19 protein-coding genes, 1 tRNA gene, 1 other RNA gene, 1 riboswitch and 1 other annotated feature are annotated in these 18,375 nt (G+C 41.5%); of the genes, 17 read left to right on the top strand and 4 right to left on the bottom strand.

All coding sequences use genetic code 11. From position 1 onward, the window contains the following. Positions 1-587: 587 nt before the first annotated feature. A complete protein-coding gene (locus FS458_RS20415) occupies positions 588-1,565 on the bottom strand; it encodes a YaaC family protein (RefSeq protein WP_144705095.1) in 978 nt (325 codons plus the stop codon). A gap of 134 nt (positions 1,566-1,699) precedes the next feature. Between FS458_RS20415 and guaB the strand changes: the two genes are divergently transcribed. The 10 genes from guaB (at position 1,700) to FS458_RS20370 (ending at position 11,636) form a co-directional block, all read left to right on the top strand. After that, positions 1,700-3,157, top strand: coding sequence for an IMP dehydrogenase (gene guaB, locus FS458_RS20410; protein WP_066390420.1), 1,458 nt, complete (start codon positions 1,700-1,702; stop codon positions 3,155-3,157). 128 nt (positions 3,158-3,285) lie between these two features. Continuing rightward, positions 3,286-4,596: a D-alanyl-D-alanine carboxypeptidase family protein gene (locus FS458_RS20405; protein ID WP_313957547.1), complete on the top strand. Its 1,311-nt coding sequence runs from the start codon at positions 3,286-3,288 to the stop codon at positions 4,594-4,596. Positions 4,597-4,768: 172 nt separating this feature from the next. Beyond that, positions 4,769-5,653 carry a pyridoxal 5'-phosphate synthase lyase subunit PdxS gene (gene pdxS, locus FS458_RS20400; RefSeq protein WP_066390422.1) on the top strand — a complete coding sequence of 295 codons (885 nt, stop codon included), beginning with the start codon at positions 4,769-4,771 and terminating at the stop codon, positions 5,651-5,653. 4 nt (positions 5,654-5,657) lie between these two features. Next, positions 5,658-6,242 (top strand): pyridoxal 5'-phosphate synthase glutaminase subunit PdxT, encoded by a 585-nt coding sequence (gene pdxT, locus FS458_RS20395; protein ID WP_144705089.1) that lies wholly within the window; start codon positions 5,658-5,660, stop codon positions 6,240-6,242. 37 nt (positions 6,243-6,279) lie between these two features. Next, positions 6,280-6,495, top strand: a binding site (T-box leader). A gap of 279 nt (positions 6,496-6,774) precedes the next feature. Further along, positions 6,775-8,049: a serine--tRNA ligase gene (gene serS / locus FS458_RS20390; protein WP_144705087.1), complete on the top strand. Its 1,275-nt coding sequence runs from the start codon at positions 6,775-6,777 to the stop codon at positions 8,047-8,049. A 4-nt stretch (positions 8,050-8,053) separates the two neighbouring features. Further along, entirely contained in the window at positions 8,054-8,218 is a 165-nt protein-coding gene (locus FS458_RS20880) for a hypothetical protein (RefSeq protein ID WP_186320671.1), read from the top strand. A 166-nt stretch (positions 8,219-8,384) separates the two neighbouring features. Further along, positions 8,385-8,477: transfer RNA gene (locus FS458_RS20385), tRNA-Ser, on the top strand. Positions 8,478-8,723: 246 nt separating this feature from the next. Then, positions 8,724-8,830: riboswitch (SAM riboswitch) on the top strand. Between the two features lie 68 nt (positions 8,831-8,898). Then, entirely contained in the window at positions 8,899-9,912 is a 1,014-nt protein-coding gene (locus tag FS458_RS20380; protein WP_144705084.1) for a methionine ABC transporter ATP-binding protein, read from the top strand. Continuing rightward, positions 9,905-10,567 carry a methionine ABC transporter permease gene (locus tag FS458_RS20375; protein ID WP_225219028.1) on the top strand — a complete coding sequence of 221 codons (663 nt, stop codon included), beginning with the start codon at positions 9,905-9,907 and terminating at the stop codon, positions 10,565-10,567. The genes FS458_RS20380 and FS458_RS20375 overlap by 8 nt, the downstream gene beginning before the upstream one ends. Before the next feature lie 253 nt (positions 10,568-10,820). After that, positions 10,821-11,636: a MetQ/NlpA family ABC transporter substrate-binding protein gene (locus FS458_RS20370; RefSeq protein ID WP_144705081.1), complete on the top strand. Its 816-nt coding sequence runs from the start codon at positions 10,821-10,823 to the stop codon at positions 11,634-11,636. Positions 11,637-11,685: 49 nt separating this feature from the next. Here FS458_RS20370 and FS458_RS20365 read toward each other — a convergent pair whose 3' ends face one another. From FS458_RS20365 to FS458_RS20355, 3 genes are all read right to left on the bottom strand, one after another. Continuing rightward, entirely contained in the window at positions 11,686-12,354 is a 669-nt protein-coding gene (locus tag FS458_RS20365; protein ID WP_066390443.1) for a deoxynucleoside kinase, read from the bottom strand. Beyond that, positions 12,351-12,992, bottom strand: coding sequence for a deoxynucleoside kinase (locus tag FS458_RS20360; protein ID WP_066390445.1), 642 nt, complete (start codon positions 12,990-12,992; stop codon positions 12,351-12,353). The genes FS458_RS20365 and FS458_RS20360 overlap by 4 nt, the downstream gene beginning before the upstream one ends. A 116-nt stretch (positions 12,993-13,108) precedes the next feature. Continuing rightward, positions 13,109-13,723, bottom strand: coding sequence for an isochorismatase family cysteine hydrolase (locus FS458_RS20355; RefSeq protein WP_144705050.1), 615 nt, complete (start codon positions 13,721-13,723; stop codon positions 13,109-13,111). A 154-nt stretch (positions 13,724-13,877) separates the two neighbouring features. Between FS458_RS20355 and tadA the strand changes: the two genes are divergently transcribed. The 7 genes from tadA (at position 13,878) to FS458_RS20320 (ending at position 18,072) form a co-directional block, all read left to right on the top strand. Next, a complete protein-coding gene (gene tadA / locus FS458_RS20350) occupies positions 13,878-14,381 on the top strand; it encodes a tRNA adenosine(34) deaminase TadA (RefSeq protein WP_231607596.1) in 504 nt (167 codons plus the stop codon). 86 nt (positions 14,382-14,467) lie between these two features. Further along, positions 14,468-14,732: signal recognition particle sRNA large type (ffs, locus tag FS458_RS20345), an RNA gene on the top strand. Positions 14,733-14,837: 105 nt separating this feature from the next. Next, positions 14,838-16,547, top strand: a complete 1,710-nt coding sequence (gene dnaX, locus FS458_RS20340) for a DNA polymerase III subunit gamma/tau (protein ID WP_144705047.1) — start codon at positions 14,838-14,840, stop codon at positions 16,545-16,547. 16 nt (positions 16,548-16,563) lie between these two features. After that, entirely contained in the window at positions 16,564-16,881 is a 318-nt protein-coding gene (locus FS458_RS20335; RefSeq protein WP_370630164.1) for a YbaB/EbfC family nucleoid-associated protein, read from the top strand. Between the two features lie 9 nt (positions 16,882-16,890). After that, a complete protein-coding gene (gene recR / locus FS458_RS20330) occupies positions 16,891-17,487 on the top strand; it encodes a recombination mediator RecR (RefSeq protein ID WP_066242586.1) in 597 nt (198 codons plus the stop codon). 17 nt (positions 17,488-17,504) lie between these two features. Beyond that, complete coding sequence (locus FS458_RS20325; protein ID WP_066390458.1) at positions 17,505-17,729, top strand: YaaL family protein; 225 nt, start codon at positions 17,505-17,507, stop codon at positions 17,727-17,729. 76 nt (positions 17,730-17,805) lie between these two features. After that, entirely contained in the window at positions 17,806-18,072 is a 267-nt protein-coding gene (locus FS458_RS20320; RefSeq protein WP_066390460.1) for a pro-sigmaK processing inhibitor BofA family protein, read from the top strand. Positions 18,073-18,375: the final 303 nt, after the last annotated feature.

Here is an 18,375-nt window from a genome sequence, read left to right as displayed (position 1 = left end):
GAGGAAGATGGATGAGAATCCATCTTCTTTTTTTGTGTTTTAAAAAAGAAATAAGGTGGTTTGACGGCTGCCAAACTTTCTATTATGGCGGGGTATAGAGCTTAGATCGGGTAGGGAGTACATGTCGAGATTTAGCGAACGGCCTTTATTTTTGATTTTCGACTTAATTGAGGTTCGTTTCGACTTAATTTACTCTCATTTTGACTTAATTTTGTGCATTCAGACTTAATTAGAGCACAGAGATACCCCACTCCGTATGTTTTGAAGATCAGTTTCAACCGCGAAACCCTCCTACACATCTCAAAATAGGAAGAAGACGCCCACAGTCATCTTCCAACACGCGATATTCTTCAGCAAAGCTCCAAAAATCCCATTCAAAAGCAGTACTAGCAGCTGCTTTACTACAACTCAGCTTTCCCCATCAACACAACCCCACACAATTACGACGTAATCTTCTGTTTATACGAGGTAACCCTGAATATATCCGTAAAACTCCATCATATATCCGCAGATAAAAATCTTTATCCGATTTTCGACACGACCTTTACACTCGCTCAAACACAGCACTATAACCAACAAACCAACCCTCAATTCCTCATCTGCAGCATCATACCAAAAAGGTACGGAATCTTTTTAGCTGTAATGTTTAGAAACTGCTGTATATAGGGTAATTCTTCAGAAGTATACGTATGAAATAGCTCGCTCCACCATTCCGTATCGTATCTACTCAACATACTCAAGTTGTAAAGGATCACATAATGAACCATAAATTCATTAAGCGTAGGAGATTGCAGAAGTTCACGGTTTACAGGCAAGTAGTACGTGTTTTCTTGATGATGATACGATAACGGAAAGCAATCAAAAGGCCGTAACGGTTCATTCTCCCCAAAAACAAGCTGCATCCTATCACTACTTCCACCCAATTTTAAAGAAAACTTTGACGGAAACAAGCTGTTCATATATTCACTAAATCGTTCTAATGACATATGTAGGTGATCGTTAACATTTTTGGGAAGATAGAATGTTGACTCATTTTCCTTATACATCTTCACAAGGTGAACATCACCGTTCATTTGCTTAAACAATGAACTTAACTCTGGCACAGTTTGAAGAAGAGACACCATCGTAAATTTTTCTCCCTCAATATGTTTCATGTGAAACACTTTTTCACAAAAATGATTGAACAGACCTGTTCGTTGTACTTTCACTTCATCATATAGAAACTCATAGCTTCTTTTCTTTCTTTTTCTTGTAGAGAGCCCGTGTGCAAGAACGGCACTTGAATCGGGATAGTCTGGATCGCTGCAGAGTATGCATGCTTTCATAAGCTGAGTCATGCCATAAAACAGAAGTACAGGCTTTAGCTCAACAGGGGCTTGATCGGCGAGATTATAATATTTCTTTCCATGCTCGATATAGTAAATAAACCCATATGTATTATCAAAGCTTTTGCCGTTGCTGTCATCTATGTTTAGTTGAAGATATTGTTTACTCAAGAATTGCTGCGATTTTTGAGAGGAAAAGAACATATCGAATAAAGCCCAAGTGTCATGTTGTGTCATCATTTCTTCGTCATTCCTCTCTTCTTAAATTATTTGAAAAATCGAACATATTTTGTATTCCTTGACACTAGTGTACCCAGTTGATAATCTACAAATAATATTTTTCAGGAAGATAAATTTGAAGGGGTGGTTAAGGTATGTGGCAAGATAAGTTTGCAAAAGAAGGTTTAACCTTTGATGATGTGTTATTAATTCCAGCGAAATCGTCAGTTCTGCCTGGTGATGTTTCGATTAAAACGAGGTTATCTGATACGGTGCAATTGAACATTCCGATTATCAGTGCTGGTATGGATACAGTAACAGAAGCAAACATGGCGATCGCTATGGCTAGACAAGGCGGTTTAGGAATTGTACACAAGAACATGTCTATTGAAGAACAAGCAGAACAGATCGACCGTGTTAAACGTTCTGAAAGTGGCGTAATCACAGACCCGTTCTACCTGACACCTGAGCATCAAGTTTTTGACGCTGAGCATTTGATGGGTAAATATCGTATCAGCGGTGTACCGATCGTAGATGCAGACAAAAAATTAGTAGGTATCTTAACGAACCGTGATTTGCGTTTTGTTCAGGATTACTCCATTAAGATCTCAGATGTGATGACAAAAGAAAACTTAGTGACTGCACCAGTTGGTACTACGTTAAAAGAAGCTGAAAAAACGCTTCAGCAATATAAGATCGAAAAGCTTCCACTCGTAGATGATGAAGGTACGCTACAAGGCTTGATCACTATTAAAGATATCGAAAAAGTAATTGAGTTCCCGAACTCTGCAAAAGACTCACAAGGACGTTTGTTAGTAGGAGCAGCAGTAGGTGTTACGAAGGACGCACTACTTCGCGTTGAGAAGTTAGTACAAGCAGGTGTGGATGCAATTGTTATTGATACGGCTCATGGACATTCTGAAGGAGTTCTTCAAAAAGTTCGTGAAGTAAGAGATGCTTATCCTAAATTAACAATCATTGCAGGAAACGTTGCTACTGCAGAGGCGACTCGTGATCTGATCGAAGCAGGAGCGAGTGTTGTAAAAGTAGGAATCGGACCTGGTTCGATCTGTACGACACGTGTTGTTGCTGGTGTGGGAGTACCACAAGTAACTGCCGTTTATGATTGTGCAACAGAAGCGAAGAAGTATGGTGTACCGATCATTGCAGATGGTGGTATCAAATACTCTGGAGATATCGTTAAAGCGATCGCAGCAGGCGGACATGCTGTTATGCTGGGCAGTATGCTTGCTGGTGTGTCTGAGAGTCCAGGAGAGCGTGAAATCTTCCAAGGACGTCAATTTAAAGTGTATCGCGGCATGGGTTCTGTCGGAGCGATGGAGCGAGGTAGCAGCGACCGCTATTTCCAGGAAAATAATAAGAAGCTTGTTCCAGAAGGTATCGAAGGACGCTTACCTTATAAAGGACCATTGGCTGATACGATCTATCAGTTAGTTGGCGGTATCCGTTCAGGTATGGGGTATTGTGGAACAGCAACGATCGATGAGCTTCAAAATGATTCCCGTTTTGTAAAAATTACGGGTGCTGGACTTCGCGAGAGTCATCCGCACCAAGTTCAAATTACTAAAGAAGCACCAAATTATTCAGTCTAAAGACACATTTTTAGGACAGAGGTATAACCTCTGTCTATTTTTTTGAAAATGTGTATGGTACAATAACTTTTGTGTGTAAATGGGTTTGGAGGTGCAGTTTTTTGAACAGCAAGATAAAACAACTTTTAGTGGTGACACTGATTTTTTCATTTTTTACGACGAGTTTATTAGGATTTTCAAAGTCAGCAAGTGCGGCACCGTCTTTAGATGTAGCAGCTGAAGGGGCTATACTTGTGGATGCAGAAACGGGGAAAATATTATATCAGAAAAATGCTGATAAGTTACTCGCTCCTGCAAGTATGAGTAAGATGATGACCGAATACCTATTACTAGAAGCCATTGACAAGAAAAAGATATCTTGGGATCAGAAAACAAGTATTTCTGAATATGCCCATAAGATTTCTCAAAACCGAACATTATCAAACGTACCATTGCGTGTAGATGAAAAATATACAGTTCGTGAGTTATACCAAGCGATGGCGATCTACTCTGCTAATGGAGCAACGATCGCATTATCAGAACTAATCGCGGGCTCTGAAGGTGAGTTCGTTAAAAAGATGAATGCCAAGGCTAAAGAACTAGGGATGAAAGATTTCAACTTCGTGAACTCTTCGGGCCTTAATAATAAAGACCTTTTTGGCAACCATAATTCAGGCAGTGAAACAGACGAGAACATGATGAGTCCTCGTGCTACTGCTATTCTAGCTTACAACTTACTTAAAGATCATCCAGAAGTATTAGAAACAGCAAGTGTTCCACGTTTGAAATTCCGCGCGGGCACGGATGACGAAATTCAGATGGAGAACTGGAACTGGATGCTTCCTGAGCTCAATAGTGGCTATGAGGGAGTAGACGGATTAAAAACAGGATCTACAGATATCGCAGGTAACTGTTTTACAGGTACAGTGAAAAAAGGAGATACTCGTCTTATTTCAGTTGTTATGAAAACAGGAACTCGCTTGGATCGTTTTAAAGAAACGAAGAAACTATTTGATTTTGGATTTGCAAACTTTGAAAAAGAGCAGATCTTACCGGATAACTATCAAGTAAAGAGCAACAAAACAGTACCTGTCGTAAAAGGTAAGGAAAAAGAAGTTAAAGTTGCTACAAAAGAACCTCTTTCTATGGTGATCAAAAGAGGAGAGAAAGAAAACTATAAGCCTAAATTTGTTATGGATAAGAAGAAGATGACAAAAGATGGCGAACTGACAGCACCTGTTAAAAAAGGTGAAGTTGTCGGTCATATCAATGTTGAGTATACAGGCAGCAGTGAAGACTACGGCTACCTAATCGATGGTGAAACAAAAGGCAAGACAGAAGTAGTAACGACTCAATCTGTTGAAAAAGCGAACTGGTTCGTTCTTGCGTTACGCGGTGTTGGCGGATTCTTTGGCGGACTTTGGTCTGGTGCCGTTGACATGGTTAAAGGCTGGTTTTAATTTTATACGATTCTAGAAGTTCTTTAGCATTTGCTGAGGGGCTTCTTTTTTTCTGAAAATATAGAGAGTTGCGCTTTTTTTGATTTGCGATAAAATAGATGAGAATACTAGTTTTATCTTAAAACAACCGAAAATTGTTGTTATAACACATATAATTCAGGGGGTAGTAAGCATGTTAAAAACAGGTACTGAACGTGTAAAAAGAGGAATGGCAGAAATGCAAAAAGGCGGCGTCATCATGGACGTTGTAAACGCAGAACAAGCTCGTATTGCGGAAGCTGCAGGAGCAGTAGCCGTAATGGCACTTGAGCGTGTTCCTTCAGATATTCGTGCTGCAGGCGGAGTAGCGCGTATGGCTGATCCTACAATCACAGAAGAAGTTTTGAATGCTGTTTCTATTCCCGTAATGGCGAAAGCGCGTATCGGTCATATCGTTGAAGCACGTGTTCTTGAAGCAATGGGTGTTGACTATATCGATGAGAGTGAAGTTCTAACTCCAGCGGATGAAGTTTTCCACTTATTGAAGAGCGATTACACAGTACCTTTCGTATGTGGAGCACGTGATCTTGGTGAAGCGTCACGCCGTATCGCTGAGGGTGCATCCATGCTTCGTACAAAGGGTGAGCCTGGAACAGGTAACATCGTTGAAGCGGTACGCCACATGAGAATGATTCAAGGTCAGATTCGTAAAGTAGTTGCTATGAGTGAAGACGAGCTCATGACAGAAGCTAAGAACTTAGGTGCACCTTTCGAAGTCCTTCTTCAAATCAAAAAAGCGGGCAAGCTACCTGTCGTTAATTTTGCAGCTGGCGGAATCGCAACACCAGCAGATGCAGCACTCATGATGGAACTTGGCGCTGACGGTGTATTTGTTGGATCAGGAATCTTCAAGTCAGAAAACCCAGAAAAGTTTGCTCGTGCGATCGTTGAAGCTACAACGCACTACCAAGACTACAAACTAATCGCTGAACTTTCTAAAGGTCTCGGAACGGCTATGAAAGGGATCGATATCTCAACGCTAGCTCACGGTGAGCGTATGCAGGAGCGAGGCTGGTAAATCAATGCTAAAAATCGGAGTATTAGCCTTACAAGGTGCGGTACGCGAGCATGTAGCAGCGATTGAAGCAAGCGGAGCAGAAGCTGTAGCGGTAAAGCGTGTAGATGAACTTGCAAACCTAGACGGGTTAGTGATGCCAGGCGGCGAAAGTACAGCGATGAGACGATTGATCGATAAATATCATTTCCTAGAACCTTTAAAGAAGTTTGCTCAAAACAAACCAGTTTTCGGCACATGTGCAGGATTGATCTTGATGGCTAAACGCATCCAAGGACAAGATTCAGCACACCTTGAACTGATCGATATGACGGTTGAGCGTAATGCGTTCGGGCGTCAGGTGGACAGTTTTGAAGCAGATCTCATGATACATGGTGTAGGGGAAGATTATACGGGCGTATTTATCCGAGCACCATTTATCGTTGAAGTTGGCCCGGAAGTAGAGATTCTATCGAAGCATAACGATCGAATCGTAGCGGCTAAACAAGGACATTTCCTCTGTGCAGCTTTCCATCCAGAGCTAACAGACGACTACAGACTTCATCAATATTTTGTAAAAATGGTACAATCGGCTAAAGAAGTAGTTGCATAAAATACAAAAATGCTGTACATTACTATAAAATCATTATAAAAAATCAATGACAGGAACTAGTAGCAAAAATTACTTTGTTTAGAGAGTCGGTGGCTGGTGAAAACCGATCAAAGTGTTTTGTGAATCCATCCTCGAGTGAAGAGCTGAACGTTCAGTAAGCTTTTCCGGTCAAGAACCGTTACATGTAATCGAGCCGGCAATAGAAATTCTATTGCAATTAGGGTGGCAACGCGGGTTAACTCTCGTCCCTATTTCTAATTTTTATTAGAGATAGCGGGCGGGAGTTTTTTGTTTTCTCATGTGACATCTAAGGCATGATTGAACTTAACTTCTTTGGAAGGTTGAACGAAGTGTAAGGTGCGAGACTCCTGCGGGATGAGTGAGCAGGTGAGCCTCCTAAAACGCATAGCGCTAGGAGGCTCACCGCACACCCCGCGGAAAGCGAGCGACCTAAAAACGTAGTCAACTACTTTCAATAACTGCAAAGCAAAAGCAAACCGTGATTTTTTATAAACTAAAGGAGGACATAAACATGTTAGATTTAAAATTTGTTCGTGCCAATTTTGAAGAAGTAAAAGAAAAGTTATCTGCACGTGGAGAAGATCTCTCAGGATTAGATCAGTTCGAAGCATTAGATCAGCGCCGCCGCGAGTTAATCGGTGAAACGGAAGCACTAAAATCTAAGCGTAATGAAGTATCTAAACAAGTAGCAGAGTTCAAGCGTGAGAAAAAAGACGCTGACCACCTCATCACAGAGATGCGCGAAGTAGGCGATAAGATTAAAACGATGGATGATGAGCTTCGCCAAGTCGAAGAAGATCTTCATGCTATCATGCTGACGTTGCCTAACATACCGCATGAAAGTGTTCCTGTAGGTGAGAATGAGGATGATAACGTACCTGTACGTCACTGGGGAGATGTTCCTGAGTTTGCTTTTGAAGCAAAACCTCACTGGGATATAGCGACTGAACTAAACATCGTTGATTTTGAACGTGGAGCAAAAGTAACAGGCAGCCGTTTTGCTTTTTATAAAGGTCTAGGAGCTCGTCTAGAGCGTGCTCTTATCAACTTTATGATGGATCTACACGAAGACGAGCATGGCTATACTGAAGTACTGCCTCCATACATGGTTAACCGTCAAAGCATGACAGGTACTGGTCAGCTTCCAAAGTTTGAAGAAGATGCGTTCAAAATTCGCGAAGAAGACTATTTCTTGATTCCAACTTCTGAGGTTCCTGTAACGAACATGCACCGAGAAGAGATTCTAACTGCTGAAGACCTTCCGATCACGTATGCAGCCTATAGCGCTTGTTTCCGTTCTGAAGCGGGATCTGCAGGACGCGACACGCGAGGTTTGATCCGTCAGCATCAGTTCAATAAAGTAGAGCTTGTTCGCTTCGTTAAACCTGAGGATTCTTATGAGGAGCTCGAGAAGCTTACAGGACACGCTGAAAAAGTACTTCAGTTGCTTAATCTTCCATATCGCGTGCTGAGCATGTGTACGGCTGATCTAGGCTTCACAGCAGCTAAGAAATATGATATCGAAGTATACCTTCCAAGCTATGGTGAGTACCGCGAGATTTCTTCTTGCTCTAACTTTGAAGATTTCCAAGCGCGCCGTGCTCAAATTCGTTTCCGCCGTGATGCGAAAGGGAAGCCGGAATTCGTTCATACGCTAAATGGATCAGGCCTTGCGATCGGTCGTACAGTAGCCGCAATCTTAGAGAACTATCAACAAGAAGACGGAACTGTTGTCATTCCTGAAGTTCTTCGTCCTTATATGGGGAATAAAGAAGTAATCAAGTAAACAAATGAAGAAGCTGACTCAGAAAAGGTATCCAGAGGGGCCTGTAGAGTCAGCTTTTGTTATGTTTACGGGGTGCAAAAGTATTATTATCGGTGGTGGGAAGAAGATTTCAGGTGGTAAGATGGCGATTACCGGTGATAAAGTAGGATCTACAGGTGAAAGTCTTTAGGTCTCAGGTGGTAAGCACGGTTTTAGCGGTGAACGTGTAATGAATATAAGAACACGTACCGTAAAATCATACCTCCAAAAAAGCTAAATAAAAAAACAAAAAAAGTTTTTAAAAACCGTTGACACTTTATTTATTTGCATGTTATTATAGTTCTTGTCAGTCACACGGAGGTATACCCAAGTCCGGCTGAAGGGATCGGTCTTGAAAACCGACAGGGGTTTAACGACCCGCGGGGGTTCGAATCCCTCTACCTCCTCCATATACATATTCAACCTCATCTGAGTTTCTCGGATGAGGTTTTTTGTTGTGTTTTTTTGCACTTACTAATGAGAGCATCTCAATCGCAAATCGTCCCCATTCAAAATCTCGGAGAAAACCCATAAAAATTTTAAACCTTTACACTCAATGATGTAAGCGCTAACACTTTAAAGTGATAAAATTGAGTATTGACAGAACTTTTAGACAGAGCGTATGATGACAACTATAACTTAATTCAATAATGCAATACTTATTCAGAGAGACCGAGGGATCAGGCCCTATGACGTCCGGCAACCTCCATAATGGAACGGTGCTACTTCCTGCAGAATGATGATTCATTCTGGAAGATAAGTCGATGTTTACTTATTCGCCCTCTTCCATGGAATGAAGAGGGCTTTTTTATATTGTAAGGGGGAGGACATATGATCGAGATCAATGACGTTACTAAACTATATAAAGTAAAGGGCAAAGAGATCGTCGGGGTAAAAAATGTATCACTGACGATTGAAAAAGGTGAGATCTTTGGCATTGTAGGATATAGCGGGGCTGGAAAGAGCTCGTTGTTACGCTGTCTCAACTTATTAGAAAAACCAACATCAGGGGAAATCAAGATCGATGGCATCTCAATCACCAAGCTAGGAAAAAAGGAGTTGCGTGAGGAGCGCCTGAAGATCGGTATGATCTTTCAGCATTTTTATTTGATCAGTGCAAAGACCGTTTTTGAGAACATTGCCTTCGCTTTAAAAGCAGCTGGAAAAACGAAAGAAGAAATCACCAGTAAAACAAACGAGTTGTTGAAACTGGTGGGATTAGAGAATCAAAAAGATCAGTACCCTTCTCAGCTGAGTGGTGGTCAGAAACAGCGTGTTGGTATTGCGAGAGCTCTGGCTAACGATCCGAAGGTATTACTTTGTGATGAAGCTACTTCAGCTCTTGATCCGAATACAACGAAATCGATCCTTTCTTTACTGAAGTCCATCAATAAAAAGTTAGGCATTACGATCGTGCTGATCACGCATGAGATGGAAGTGGTAAAAGAAATCTGCCACCGAATGGCTATCATGCAGGATGGAGAAATCATCGAGTCTGGTGATGTGTATAACATTTTTGCTAATCCAGAAAAAGAGCTCACAAAAACGTTCATCAGCTCTGTTATCCAGATGGATCTACCAGAACCTCTTCTAAAGAACAGAAAAGGAACAGTGATCAAGATTCAGTTCAAAGGAGCCATTGCAGAAGAAGCTGTAGTTTCTGAGCTTTTCCAAAACTTCCGTGTAAAAGGGAATATCCTTCACGGTAAGATCGAATATATTCAAGACACGCCGCTTGGTATCTTCATCATGGAACTTGTCGGTGAAGAAGCTGAAGTGAAGCGAGCGATCTCGTATATTGAGAGTCGGATAGAAAATCTTGAGGTGGTGAAACAAGTTGCTTGATTCTATTTTAAACATCCTTCCAGACCTGAATAAGGCATTCTTTGAAACGCTATATATGGTCGCTATATCACTCGGTGTATCATTAGTGGTCGGCTTGCCGCTTGGAATCATCCTATTTGTAACGGACAAAGGATTATTATTTGAGAATGCGTGGATCAAACAGATAGCGGGCATTCTTGTGAACTTGATCCGCTCTGTGCCATTCATCATTCTATTAGTCGCTTTATTACCGTTAACTCAGCTGATCACAGGAACGACGATCGGACCAACAGCAGCATCTGTCTCACTGTCTGTCGCAGCCATACCATTCTTTGCAAGGCTCGTTGAAACGTCATTACGAGAGATCGATAAAGGCGTGATTGAAGCGGCCGTTGCAGTAGGCGCTACGCCATGGATGATCATCCGTGAAGTGCTTCTACCAGAAGCGAAGCCAGGAATCGTTCAAGCGATAACAGTCACAGCTATCAGCTTGCTAGGTTATTCAGCCATGGCCGGCATCGTCGGCGGCGGAGGAATCGGAGACTTCGCCATCCGCTTCGGTTACTATCGCTACGACAACACGATCATGCTAACAACCGTCATACTACTAATCGTAATCGTCCAGCTCATGCAAGTAATCGGAGACGGTGCAGCAAAGGCAGTAAATAAAAGATAATTTTTTTCTAAAGGTAAGACGAGAAAAGATTCATCTTTAAAGGTTTAGGTTTAAAAGACATCATTGGCAAGTTGATTGGAGTGCAAGATGCGAGACTCCTGGGGGATCAGCGTGACAGGTGAGACCCCGCCAGCGCAAAGCGCTAGGGAGGCTCACCGCACGCCCCCCGGAAAGGGAGCATCTGGAACGGAAATCAACGATTTCCACAATTGCATCTAGTATTTGCAAAAACGATTTTAAAAGGGGATCCAACATGAAAAAAATCTTACTTACACTACTAACAGCTCTGCTCGCTTTCGGCTTAGCAGGATGCTCATCTTCATCAAATGCATCAAAAGATAAAGAAGTAACCCTCGGCGCAACAGCAGGACCATACACAGACATGGTCAACAAAGCGATCAAGCCCTCACTTGAGAAAAAAGGATATAAAGTAAAAGTCATTGAATTCAGCGACTATATTCAACCAAACATGGCACTATCAAAAGGCGATCTAGATGCGAACCTTTTTCAGCACAAAGTGTACATGGAGAATTTTGCAAAAGAAAAGAACTTAAAGCTGTCAGAAGTCATCATCGTTCCAACAGCACCGATGGGTCTCTATTCTGAGAAATTCAAATCGGTTAAAGATATAAAAGAAGGAAGCACGGTCGCTATTCCGAACGACCCGGTTAACTTAGCGCGTACGTTGCTCATGCTTGAAGATGCAAAACTGATCACTATTAAAGAGGGAATCAACGAACTAACAGCTTCTGAAAAAGATGTTCAGGATAACCCTAAGAAACTTGTGTTCAAACCATTAGAAGCGGCGCAGCTTCCACGTGCTGTACAAAGTGCAGATGTTGCAGCTGTACCTGGTAACTTTGCACTCGCAGCAAAGATGGACTTATTGGATGCGATTCAATTAGAGAACATGCCGGACACGTACCGTAACCGTGTTGTGGTGAACACGAAGGATGTTGATTCTGCATTTGCAAAAGATATTAAGAAGGTAGTGGAATCGAAAGAGTTTGAAGAAGTGATCGATAAGGAGTTCGAAGGCTTTGGAAAACCAGAATGGATGAAGAAATAAATAACAAAACCCCGGAGCTCATAAGAATGAGAACCGGGGTTTTCTATGTTTATAAGCGAACTTCTCGTTTCGCTTCAATCTTTTGTGCAATCTTTTCTACGATATGATCGATGGACTCTGGATTATCGCGAAGATCGTAATCATTGATGTTCACACGAAGCACAGGACATGAATTAAAAGAAGCGATCCACTTTTCATAGCGGTCGTACATCTCTTCCCAATATGAAACCGGTGTTTCTTGCTCCATCTTACGTCCGCGTTTTTGGATACGAGCTAAGATATCATCAAGAGAGCCTTCTAAGTATATCAAGCAATCAGGCTGCGGGAAGTATGGTGTCATGACCATCGCTTCAAACAGGTGAGTATACGTTTCGTAATCTACATCAGACATGTTGCCTTTATCAAAGTGCATGCGAGCAAATATACCTGTGTCTTCATAGATCGAACGGTCTTGCACAAATCCGCCGCCATAGTCGAACATTCTTTTTTGCTCTTTGAAGCGTTCTGCTAAAAAGAAAATCTGCAGGTGGAAGCTCCAACGCTTAAAATCATGATAAAAGTTTTCTAAGTATGGGTTGTTATCCACTTTTTCCATGGATGTACGAAACTTTAATTTTTCTGCAAGTGCATTCGTAAATGTAGATTTACCCGCACCTACCATACCGGCCACTGTAATGACAGCATCATTTGGGATTCCGTATTGTATGAGTTTACTCATCGAGCAACTTCTCCTTTTTTCAGAGTTGCATCGATTAAGGAAAAGATTTTCTCTTTATCCGCTTCATACGCAACAAAATCTAAGTCATCTCCGTTAAACGAGAGCACAGGAATCTCTGGGTGCTGCTTTTTAAAGGCAGTCATGAACGTCTCGTAATCTTCAGCTAACTGTTCTAAGTACGCAGGCTCCATATTTTGCTCGATAAAACGTCCACGCTTACGCACGCGGTCCAGCAACGTATCGAGGCTAGCGTTTAAATAGATGATTACGTTCGGTACAGGCATATCCTCAGTAAGGATATCAAAACACTGCATGTATTTATGAAGATTTCCGTCTTTTAGCGTTCGACCTGCAAAAATACGGTTCTTAAAGATATGATAATCAGAAACGACAGGTATCTGTTTAGATAAATACTGTCCTTGAATCTCTTCAAGCTGTTTATACCTGTTGCAAAGAAAGAACATCTCGGTTTGAAAACTCCACTCATCGATGTTGTCGTAAAATTTTCCGAGAAAAGGATTCTCCTCTACAATCTCTTTCAATAATTGAAAGTTATAGTGCTCGGCAATAGCTTTTGCGAGCGATGTTTTCCCTACGCCAATCGGCCCTTCAACTGCGATAAAGGGGGTTGAACTCATCTTCCTTTTCCTCCCTTATAAATAACAAACGAAAAATTACAGACAAAGAATATTGTAGCATACGTTTGGAAAAGGTGGTGAGATTATCGGTAAAAAGTTAATGGTAAATATGCTATTTAGTACATCGTTTTATGTTTGTTTTCATTTGCCTGATCGATGATCGCTTTTAAATCTAAGTCTTCGCTCTTGCTGATATCGGCATTCAATGTCTTTTCCATTAATATTAAGGCTCTTTCGTTATCTTCCTCTATATTAGAAGCGGAACAATCAGCAGGTGCATAAAGTGTATAACCTCTCATGTAAGCATCGTTTGCTGTAAAGAGGACACAGATGTTACCCGCCACACCGCATAATATTAAAGTTTGTATTCCGAGCTCATTTAATAAAGTTGATAATGGTGTCGAGAAAAATCCGGAATGTTTAGGTTTCACGACAAAGAAATCATCATCGTCAGGCTGCAATTTTTTTACGAATTTACCACCGGATTGTGTGGAGCAATAATCAACAAGCTTATGTTTATCTGACTGCCATTGTCCGAAGTTATCGTTCACATATATAACCGGAATGTTTTCTTTTTTTGCTCGTTTTTTTAATTCCAGAATCTTATCGGCTATCGGTGCAGACGTTTTTAACAAAAGTGGCGCCTCAGGAAAATTAAAGTCGTTGATCACGTCAATAATAAGCAGAGCGACAGGTATTTTATTGTTCTCGTGTTGATGTTGTTTTTCCATAACGAATCCTCTCTTTTCGTTTAAGCATATTTAATAAAAAGTCATTCTTATCTATATAAAGGAAGTAATGAATTTGATCTATACAACCATTCCTTTCTTTATTATTAGCAAAACCTCTTGTATAATCTCTTACAACTAAAACTTTGGAGCGAAAATGATGGAGATCTTAGAAAAAGATGAATTTTACATGGGGCTTGCTTTAGAAGAAGCACAAAAAGCAGCGGATATCGGCGAGGTTCCCATTGGGGCTATTTTAGTCATAGAGGATGAGATTGTCGCAACAGCCCATAATCTGCGTGAAGCCGAACAAAGAGCGATTGCTCATGCAGAGCTTCTAGCCATTGATCAAGCGTGTAGAGATAAGGAAGCGTGGCGACTCGAAGGAGCAACACTATACGTAACGCTAGAACCATGTGCGATGTGCTCAGGTGCGATTGTCCTCTCAAGAGTAAGCCGTGTGGTGTACGGAGCAGCTGATCCTAAAGGAGGCTGTGCGGGAACGTTAATGAATCTTTTACAAGAAGAACGCTTTAACCACCAATGTGAGGTTGTAGCAGGTGTAAAGAGTGAAGCGTGCGGTCAAATTCTTTCAAGTTTTTTCAAAAAACTACGTGATCGTAAAAGGAAGGAAAAGGAAGAGCGAAGAAAGGAGCTTTAGTGCTCCTGCGGTTGATTTTTTTAAAAGGACATAGTATACTAAATCTTGCACATTTAGTTGTGCATCTAACAATGTTATACACTTTGTCGCGCTAGATGGGGAGGTAGCGGTGCCCTGTACTCGCAATCCGCTGTAGCGAGGTTGAATTCCTCTCCTCGGCTAGTTCAACGTATGGTCTGACGGACGTAAGTGGTGTTGATGTCCGGGTCCTGCGCAACGGAGACCCATGAACCCTGTCAGGTCCGGAAGGAAGCAGCAGTAAGTGGACCACTTCGTGTGCCGTGGGGCAACCTGGACTGAGCTAACTGCGTTTGTACGCATAGGTTGACTATTCCAAAGAGAGGTGCGCGGCATTCTAATATATAAACAATAACTCACCCTTGTTTCAGGGGTGAGTTTTTTGTAATGTTTCAGTATAATATAGAAAGAATGAATGGATATAAAGGAGGCAAAGGGATGAGTTATCAAGCGCTCTACCGCGTATGGAGGCCACAGAGCTTTGAAGATATGGTCGGGCAGGAACACATTACAAAAACAATTCAAAATGCCTTGATGCAGGACAAGCTTTCCCATGCCTACCTGTTTTCAGGACCACGAGGAACGGGTAAAACAAGTGCGGCAAAGATCATTGCCAAAGCTGTTAACTGTGAACGGGCTCCAGTATCTGAGCCATGTAATGAATGTGACGCTTGTAGAGGAATCACGAACGGCTCGATATCTGATGTACTAGAGATCGATGCTGCCTCTAATACAGGTGTGGATGATATAAGAGATATTAGGGACAAAGTAAAGTTTGCGCCGTCCTCTGTTATGTACAAAGTCTATATCATAGATGAAGTACATATGCTTTCAACTGGTGCGTTTAACGCTTTGTTAAAAACATTAGAAGAACCGCCAAGCCATGTTATTTTTATTCTGGCAACAACAGAGCCACATAAGATTCCGGCAACGATCGTTTCCCGATGTCAGCGGTTTGATTTTAAACGGATTTCTTCACAGTCTATTATCGGTCGAATGAGACAGATCGTCGACGCTAACGGTACCGAAGTTGATGAAGAAGCCCTTCAACTGCTAGCCAGAGCAGCAGAAGGCGGAATGCGTGACGCATTAAGTCTCCTCGACCAAGCGATCTCCTACAGTGATGAAAAAGTAAGAGTGGAAGATGTTTTGTCGGTAACCGGCTCAGCCTCACAAAAACATCTTTCTGAGATGGCAGAAGCCTTTTTAGAAAAAGATGTTTCAAAAGCTCTTACATTATCTACAGAACTTTTACATGAAGGAAAAGATCCTGTTCGCTTTTTAGGAGACCTTATCTACTATTATAGAGATATGCTTCTATACAAAACGGCACCTCAATTAGAAGAGCTGTTAGAACGGGTCTCAACGGACGAAGACTTTGCACGATTAGCAGAGGCTACAGATGCAGAAGACATCTATTCGATCATCGGTCAGTTAAATGCTGCACATCAAGAGATGAAATGGACGAACCATCCTAAGATTTTCTTAGAGACAACCTTCATCAAGATTTGTTATCAAAAGCAAGAAGGGATCTCCTCTCAAGCAGGGAATCCTTCTGTTGAACCGTTAATGCAAAGAATTGAGCAATTAGAACAAGAACTAAAAAAGATGAAAGAAGGCGGTTGGTCAACTAACGGATCATCCTCCCAGACCGAAGCAGAAGCTCCAAGAGAGAAACGTGTGATAAGAGGACAAGGTGGCGCATCACAAACGCAAGTGAAAGAGATGCTCAAAAAAGCAAAAAAACCAAACCTTGTTCAGCTTAAAGGGATGTGGGGAGAGATCTTAGATAAGATTCGTTCTGAAAAAGTAAGTGCATATGCCCTTCTTTCAGGTGCAGAGCCGGTAGCTTGCTCAGATCAAATCTTTTTGCTGGCATTTCAGCATGAAATCCACCGTCAGATGGCATCTCAAGAGAACAACAGAAGCTATGTTGAAAGCGCAGTTTATAGTACAATAGGAAAGAACCTGTCCATGCTATCCATATTGGATCCAGAATGGCAGAAACTAAAAGCTGATTTCATTAAAGAACAACAGCAAGGCCAGCCATCTTCTGAAGAAAAAGAAAAAACAGAAGACCCTCTCATCGCGGAGGCGATCAAATTAGTTGGCGATGATTTAATTGAGATAAAAGAAGAGGAAGAATAAAAGGAGGAATTGTACGATGATGAAAGGCAACATGAACAATATGATGAAACAAATGCAAAAAATGCAGCGTGACATGGCAAAAGCTCAAGAGGAACTAAAAGATAAAGTGATCGAAGGTACAGCTGGCGGCGGTATGGTTACTGTTAAAGCGAATGGTCACAAAGAGATCATCGACATTATCATCAAAGAAGAAGTGGTAGATCCAGATGATATCGATATGCTTCAAGACCTTGTACTAGCGGCTACGAACGATGCACTTAAGAAAGTTGACGAACTCGTATCACAAGACATGGGCAAATTCACAAAAGGACTCAACATTCCTGGAATGTTCTAGGAATATGATATGCATTATCCTGAACCGATCTCAAAACTGATTGAAAGCTTTATGAAATTGCCGGGCATCGGACCGAAAACGGCGGTTCGCCTGGCATTTTTCGTATTGGAGATGAAAGAAGATGACGTGCTTGATTTTGGACGAGCACTCGTTAACGCGAAACGTCAGCTCATCTATTGTTCCAACTGCTTTCATATTACTGACCGTGATCCTTGTATGATCTGCGATGATTCAAGCAGAGACCGAACGACGATCTGTGTTGTCCACGATTCCAAGGATGTTATTGCGATGGAAAAAATGAAAGAATACCGCGGACTCTATCATGTACTTCACGGTGCCATCTCACCAATGGACGGCGTAGGACCAGAAGATATTAAAGTTGCAGAACTATTGAAGCGTCTAACAGATGAAGGCATTCAAGAAATTATCATGGCTACTGATCCGAACATTGAAGGAGAAGCCACTGCCATGTATATCGCAAGACTTCTAAAACCAACGGGTATCAAGATTACTCGTATTGCCCATGGCCTACCTGTAGGCGGAGACTTGGAGTATGCGGATGAAGTAACGCTATCCAAAGCGCTTGAAGGAAGAAGAGAAATCTAACTAAAGGGGTTGCTTGCATGTTTTTTTCCCGAAAAGGGCGATTGAAGCGATCCGGAGATGAAGAGCTGCTTCAAAGTCTTGATGAGCTAAAGATAGACTGGATGCACCAAAAAGAGATGGTGGAACGCAGTGTCGAGCCATCAGAAGAGGTTATCTTTAAGCTTCAACTAGCAGAATCAAAATACTTCTTCTTATTAAAAGAAGCGAAAAAAAGAAACGTCACGACCAGCAAGTTAAAATAACTGCTGGTCTTTTTTTTGGACAACTCCCATACAATGACTAGTAAATAACTTTGATGTTGTATAGGGGGAATATAGAATGGAGCCAATAACGGTAATCGCTATTCTTGGAACTATCATCTTTGTTCTGCTTCTAGTAGGTGCTCCAATGCGGCCAATACGCTGGATCGGATTCGGTATTACACGCTTTTGTATTGGTGCACTATTGCTTTTCTTATTAAATGCCATCGGAAACTCATATGACATTCATATTCCGATCAATGCGTTTACCGCTCTGATCTCAGGAATTGCTGGACTACCCGGCATAGCTTCCCTAGTAGCTATCGAATTCTTCATCTTGAACTAGGGGATTTACAAGTATTCATAAACCAAGGTTTAGAGAGCGATAATCAGCTTTCTAAACCTTTTTTCATTTATTTAAAGTAATTTCAAAATAGCTATTGACCTTAAATCACAATACGTGGTATATTATTTCTTGTCGCCGCAACACATGAAACATTGTTGCAGGCGGGAAACAAATTTTAAAAAACGGTTGACTTCTTCTTATAAAGATGTTATCCTAATAAAGTCGCTAAAACGAGCGGCTAACAAACAGTTCTTTGAAAACTGAACAAAAGAAATAGGTAAGGAATTAAGAATTAATTCCGTC

Origin of the sequence: Fictibacillus phosphorivorans (assembly GCF_007673525.1) — a bacterium.
GTDB lineage: Bacteria > Bacillota > Bacilli > Bacillales > Fictibacillaceae > Fictibacillus > Fictibacillus phosphorivorans_C.
The sequence above is the reverse complement of the archived record's forward strand: the minus strand, read 5'-3'. Positions and strand labels throughout refer to the sequence as shown.